The organism is Paucibacter sp. XJ19-41, from assembly GCF_028462495.1.
Taxonomy (GTDB): Bacteria; Pseudomonadota; Gammaproteobacteria; order Burkholderiales; family Burkholderiaceae_C; genus Roseateles_E.
Genome location: NZ_JAQOWX010000200.1, coordinates 1 through 5,208, shown reverse-complemented (window position 1 = coordinate 5,208; position 5,208 = coordinate 1). Strand labels below are relative to the sequence as shown.

Genomic DNA, 5,208 nt, shown 5'->3' with positions numbered 1-5,208 from the left:
CGGGGCGCTGCTGCTGGCGCGCTGCTGGCCGGGCTGCCGCCGGCCGCTGTTCCTGATGCTGGCGGCGGTGCTCGCGGCGTTGGCCTGGCTGCTGCCCAGCCTGGGTGGCGCGCTGTTCGCGCTGGCCCTGCTGGCGGTTAGCCAGCGCTGGCGCCTGGCCGGCGCTGCGGCCGTGGCGGTGGCCTGGATCATCGGCAGTTTCTACTACCAGCTGCACTGGCCGCTGGGGCAGAAGGCCTTGCTGCTGATGGGCCTGGGCGCCCTTTTGGGGCTGCTGGTCTGGTTGACCAAGCGCCGCGCAGCCGCAACGGCGCTGGCTGCGGCGGCTCCGGCGCACGGCCGCTGGGTGCTGCTGGGCGCAGCGGCCGCAGTGCTGCTGGTCGCCAATAGCGCGATCTGGCAGAAAGAGCGCCTGATCCGCGAGGGCCGGCCGGTGTTTGTGGCGCTGGCGCCGGTCGATCCGCGCTCGCTGATGCAGGGCGACTTCATGCGGCTGAACTTCGCGCTGCCGGCGGCCGTGGATACACCGCTGCTGCAGGATCTCGGCAGCCAGCGGCCACGGCTGGTGGCGCGGCTGGACGGACGCGGCGTGGCCCAGCTGCTGCGTCTGCATGCGGGCGACGCGGCGCTGGCCGAGGGCGAGCTCTTGCTGGAGCTGACGCCCAAGGACGGCCGCTGGGTGCTGGTCAGCGATGCCTGGNCTGCGTCTGCATGCGGGCGACGCGGCGCTGGCCGAGGGCGAGCTCTTGCTGGAGCTGACGCCCAAGGACGGCCGCTGGGTGCTGGTCAGCGATGCCTGGTTCTTCGAGGAGGGCCGGGCGGCGGCCTTCGAGGCGGCGCGCTTCGGCGAGTTCCGGGTGCTGCCGGACGGCCGCGCCCTGCTGGTGGGCATGGCGGATCAGAATCTGCACTCTATTTCCGCTCAAGCGGCGCCCAAGCGTTAAAAAAGCGCGCGCCCCGGTCGCCCTGAAGCCTTAGCATCCCACCCATATTCGACAAAGGCACACCCGTCTGAAAAGCGGGGTCGCAAAGCCTCCGGCCTACCGTCCGCTTCAGCGGGCCAGGGCAGCGGGGTTGCCGCCCGGCAGTGCTGGCGCGCTGCGTGCCTGGTTCGAACTCGCTCACCCGGCCCGCGCATGTTGCAGTACTCCCCCTCGCTTATCCCCTCCAGGCTCCCCAGGAGCCGGCCATGATGCTGGTCGGCGGCGGCGCGGCCGCGCTGGCTCTGCTGGCTGGCGTCCATTGGCTGCGCATGCGCCAGGTGGTGCGGCGGCTGCGGCGCGAGCACGGGCTGCAGCGCCGCCAGGACCAGCGCTTCCAGGACTTCGCCACCGCCGCGTCCGACTGGTGGTTCTGGGAGCTCGACGCGCAGCTGCGCTTCACCTATGTCTCGCCGAACAGCGCCCATGTGACCGGCCGCCCGATTGAATCGCTGCTGGGCCGGACCTCGCGCGAGCTGGTGCAGGCGCTGGCCGCCGAGGAGCAGCCGGCCGGGGATCAGCATCTGTCGGACCTGGAGCAGCACCGGCCCATCCATCAGTTCGAGTTCCGCCTGCCGCAAGCCGACGGCTCGCTGCGCTGGATCAAGATCAGCGGCCTGCCGGTCTTCGATGCGGGCGGCGCCTTCTGCGGCTATCGCGGCACCGGCAACAACATCACCGCGCGCAAGCACAACGAGCTGGAGCTGCGCCTGGCGGCCATCGCCTTCGAGACGCAGGAGGGCATGTTCGTCACCGGCGCCTCCGACGAGATGCTGCGCGTCAACCCGGCCTTCAGCGAGATCACCGGCTACAGCGCCGCCGAGGCGCTGGGCCGGACGCCGCTGATGCTGGGTGCGGGCCGCCACGATGCCGCTTTCGTTACCGAGATCCGCACCCTGCTGCTGCGCAACGGCCGCTGGCGCGGCGAGCTGATCAGCCGGCGCAAGGACGGCAGCACCTTTCCGATGAGCCTGACCCTGACCGCAGTGCGCGATGCCCGGGGTGAGGTCAGCCACTGCGTGGGCCTGTTCAGCGATATCAGCGAACGCAAGGCGGCGGCCGCCGAGATCGAGCGCCTGGCCTTCTACGACCCGCTGACCGCGCTGCCGAACCGCCGCCTGCTGCTGGACCGGCTGCAGCAGGCCCTGGTCGCGGCCCAGCGCAGCGGCCGCTGCGGCGCGTTGCTGCTGCTCGATCTGGACAATTTCAAGACCCTCAACGACACCCGCGGCCATGACTGTGGCGATCTGCTGCTCAAGCAGGTGGCGCTGCGGCTGGCGCCCTGCCTGCGCAAGAGCGACACGGTGGCGCGGCTGGGTGGCGACGAGTTCGTCGTGATCCTGGCCGAGCTCAATGAGGACCAGACTCAGGCGGCGGCCGAGGCCGAGGGCGTGGCCGGCAAGCTGATGGAAGCGCTGACCGAGCCCTATGAGCTCGGCCTGCATGAACACCATTGCACCGCCAGCATAGGCATCGCGCTGTTCGATGCGCTGGCGCAGGGCAGCGAGGATGTGATGAAGCAGGCCGATCTGGCCATGTACCAGAGCAAGGCGGCCGGCCGCAACGCGATCCGCTTCTTCGACCCGACGATGCAGAGCGCGGCCAGCGCCCGCGCCGAGCTCGATGCCGATATGCGCAAAGGCCTGCAGCGCGGCGAGTTCGAGCTCTACTACCAGGCCCAGGTCGACGGCGCTGGCGCGGTGATAGGCGCCGAGGCCTTGCTGCGCTGGCAACATCCGCGGCGCGGCCTGGTGGCGCCGCTGGACTTCGTGCCGGCGGCCGAGCAGAGCGGGCTGATCGTGCCGCTGGGGCAGTGGGTGCTGGACAGCGCCTGCCAGCAGCTGGTGGCCTGGGCGGCCGATCCGGCGCTGGCGCGCATGAGCCTGGCCATCAATGTCAGCGCCCGGCAGTTCCAGCAGCCCGACTTCGTCACCCAGGTGCAGCGGGCGCTGGCGCGCAGCGGTGCGCGCTCACAGCTGCTGAAGCTGGAGCTGACCGAGAGCCTGCTGATGGACGATGTCGAGGGCATGATCGCGAAGATGAAGGCGCTGCAGGCCTGCGGTGTCGGCATCTCGCTGGACGACTTCGGCGTCGGCTATTCCTCGCTGAGCTATCTGAAGCGCCTGCCGCTGGACCAGCTGAAGATCGACCAGAGCTTTGTACGCAATGTGCTGACCGAGAAGCAGGACGCGGCCATCGTCAGCACCATCGTCGCGCTGGCACGGAGCCTGGGGCTGCAGGTGCTGGCCGAGGGCGTCGAGACCGAGGCGCAGCGCGACTTCCTGCTGGCCCAGGGCTGCCAGGCCCACCAGGGCTATCTGTTCAGCCGGCCGGTACCGCTGGGCGAGTTCGAGCGGCTCACTCGGGCGCCGCACCCATCAGCTCGATCAGCTCCTTGAGAAATTCCAGCGCCTCCTCGGGCGTCGCGAAGTAGTACTCGCCGCCCAGGTCGGCGGCATCGCCGTTCGGGCCTATGTGCACGACGGACCAGCCCTCGGCCCCGCCGCCGATCGCGCAGATGCCGAAGGCGCCGGGCGCCAGATCGCGGGCGGTGCCGGCGGTGACGAAGATGTCGCGGCCGAGATGGCAGTGATAGCGTTTCAAATGAGTGACCGGGAAGGGGGCTTAAGCGGCCAGCGCGCTGGCGATATCGGTCTGGGCGAAGTCCTCGCCCTTGTAGAGCAGGGGAAGGCCGCGCCGTTTGGCCAGCGCATAGCTGAAGAGGTCGCCGAAGTTCAGGCCGGCCGAGTGGCCGCTGCCTTTGCCAAAGGTCACGAAGGCGGCATAGGCCGTGTCTGCCTCGGCGGCGTCGGGCGCCACCCATTCGAACATCGGCAGGCGCAGCAGATCGTCCAGCAACAGCACCGCGCGCTGCCCCTTGCGGCCCTGCACCACCAGCCGCGCTTCGACGACCGAGACGGTGCTGATCAAGGCCTTGCTGGCCTGCTGGATGGTGTTGACGAAGACCTCGCGCTCGGGTTCGCCGAAGACGATGGCCACCAGGGCCGAGGTATCGACGACGATCACCGGGGCAGGCCCTGCGCGTCCCAGTCGAGCGCGTCAAAGGCATCGGCTCTGTCGGGGATGCGGTCCATCTGGGCCAGCAGGGCCGCCAAGCGGCTGGCGGGCGAGGCAAGGGGCGCGCTTCCGCGTTCCATCAGCAGCCGGTCCAGCGCCTGCTCCACCACGGCCGTCTTGCTCAGGCCGGTGGCCTTGGCCAGGCGTTCCACCTTGTCCACCACGACGGGGTTGGCGATCTGAACTGCCATCCTGCGCTCCAGATTATTGATATAAACATCGTCAATATACATTCGAAACTCTGGGGATTGGCCGCTTTCCGCTTGCCGAGCTCAATCCCGGGGCCACAGCGCCCACAGCCGCAGCCCCTGCTTCATGCGCCCGGCCTGGGCCTCGGCCTGCTCGCCCCAGCCCCAGAAATAGTCGGCCCGTACCGCGCCGACGATGGCGCTGCCGGTGTCCTGCGCCATCACCAGGCGGCGCAGCGGCGTGTCGGACAGCGGCTCGCTGCTGTCCAGCCAGACCGGCGTGCCGTAGGGGATGCTGGCACGGTCCACCGCGATCGAGCGGCCCGGCGTCAGCGGCACGCCCTGCGCGCCGCGCGGCCCGACTTCGGGGTCGGGCAGCGCCTCCTCGCGGAAGAACACATAGCGCGGGTTCTGCCACAGCAGCTCGTTCAGGCGGGCCGGGTTGCGGCGCGCCCAGTCCTTGATCGCCGGCCAGGAGGCCTGCTCGGCACGCAGCTCGCCGCGCTCGATCAGCAGCTTGCCGAGCGACTGATAGGGCAGATCGTTGTGGCCGGCGAAGGCCAGCCGCGCCAGGCGCTGGCGGCCATCGCTCTCCTGCACCCGTACCCGGCCCGAGCCCTGGATCTGCAGCACCAGCGCATCAAGCGGGTCCTCGATATAGAGCAGCTCCTGCGCTCGCAGGCGCTCGCGCTGCTCGGTGGCGATCTGCTGGCGGCTGAAATAGGGGCGGCGCTGCTGCAGATCGGGCGGCGCCGCATGCAGCGGCACCCGGAAGCTGCCTTGCGGCCGGCGCGTGGCTTCGATCAGCGGCTCGTAGTAGCCGGTCGCCAGGCCCTGGGTCTGGCCGTCCAGGCTCTCGACCCGATAGGGCTGCAGATGCTTCATCAGCCACAGATGGGCCTCGACATCGTCGGCCGGCCGGTCGCGCGCGGCACGGGCACACAGGCCGGCCCAGCCGGGGG

6 protein-coding genes and 1 riboswitch are annotated in these 5,208 nt (G+C 70.1%); of the genes, 2 read left to right on the top strand and 4 right to left on the bottom strand.

The genetic code is table 11. The features are described 5' to 3' along the window. The first annotated feature begins 55 nt into the window (after positions 1-55). Both PO768_RS29375 and PO768_RS27705 read left to right on the top strand, forming a co-directional pair. Entirely contained in the window at positions 56-970 is a 915-nt protein-coding gene (locus PO768_RS29375) for a GDYXXLXY domain-containing protein (RefSeq protein ID WP_442953309.1), read from the top strand. 20 nt (positions 971-990) lie between these two features. Next, positions 991-1,082, top strand: a riboswitch (cyclic di-GMP riboswitch). 107 nt (positions 1,083-1,189) lie between these two features. Continuing rightward, complete coding sequence (locus PO768_RS27705) at positions 1,190-3,379, top strand: putative bifunctional diguanylate cyclase/phosphodiesterase (protein WP_272648632.1); 2,190 nt, start codon at positions 1,190-1,192, stop codon at positions 3,377-3,379. Here the strand turns inward: PO768_RS27705 and PO768_RS27700 are convergent. The 4 genes from PO768_RS27700 to mltA form a co-directional block, all read right to left on the bottom strand. Further along, a complete protein-coding gene (locus tag PO768_RS27700) occupies positions 3,339-3,584 on the bottom strand; it encodes a hypothetical protein (RefSeq protein ID WP_262971631.1) in 246 nt (81 codons plus the stop codon). The two genes, PO768_RS27705 and PO768_RS27700, sit on opposite strands and share 41 nt — an antisense overlap. A 21-nt stretch (positions 3,585-3,605) precedes the next feature. Further along, complete coding sequence (locus PO768_RS27695) at positions 3,606-4,007, bottom strand: type II toxin-antitoxin system VapC family toxin (protein ID WP_272648631.1); 402 nt, start codon at positions 4,005-4,007, stop codon at positions 3,606-3,608. After that, positions 4,004-4,249: a type II toxin-antitoxin system VapB family antitoxin gene (locus tag PO768_RS27690; RefSeq protein ID WP_272648630.1), complete on the bottom strand. Its 246-nt coding sequence runs from the start codon at positions 4,247-4,249 to the stop codon at positions 4,004-4,006. The genes PO768_RS27695 and PO768_RS27690 overlap by 4 nt, the downstream gene beginning before the upstream one ends. Positions 4,250-4,330: 81 nt before the next feature. Further along, a partial coding sequence (gene mltA, locus PO768_RS27685; protein ID WP_272648629.1) for a murein transglycosylase A occupies positions 4,331-5,208 on the bottom strand: 878 nt, incomplete at its 5' end.

What these genes read in the sequence shown, in the direction of transcription:
- PO768_RS27690 (WP_272648630.1), bottom strand. Translation starts at nt 4,249, where the DNA reads ATGGCAGTTCAGATCGCCAACCCCGTCGTGGTGGACAAGGTGGAACGC.
- PO768_RS27705 (WP_272648632.1), top strand. Translation starts at nt 1,190, where the DNA reads ATGATGCTGGTCGGCGGCGGCGCGGCCGCGCTGGCTCTGCTGGCTGGC.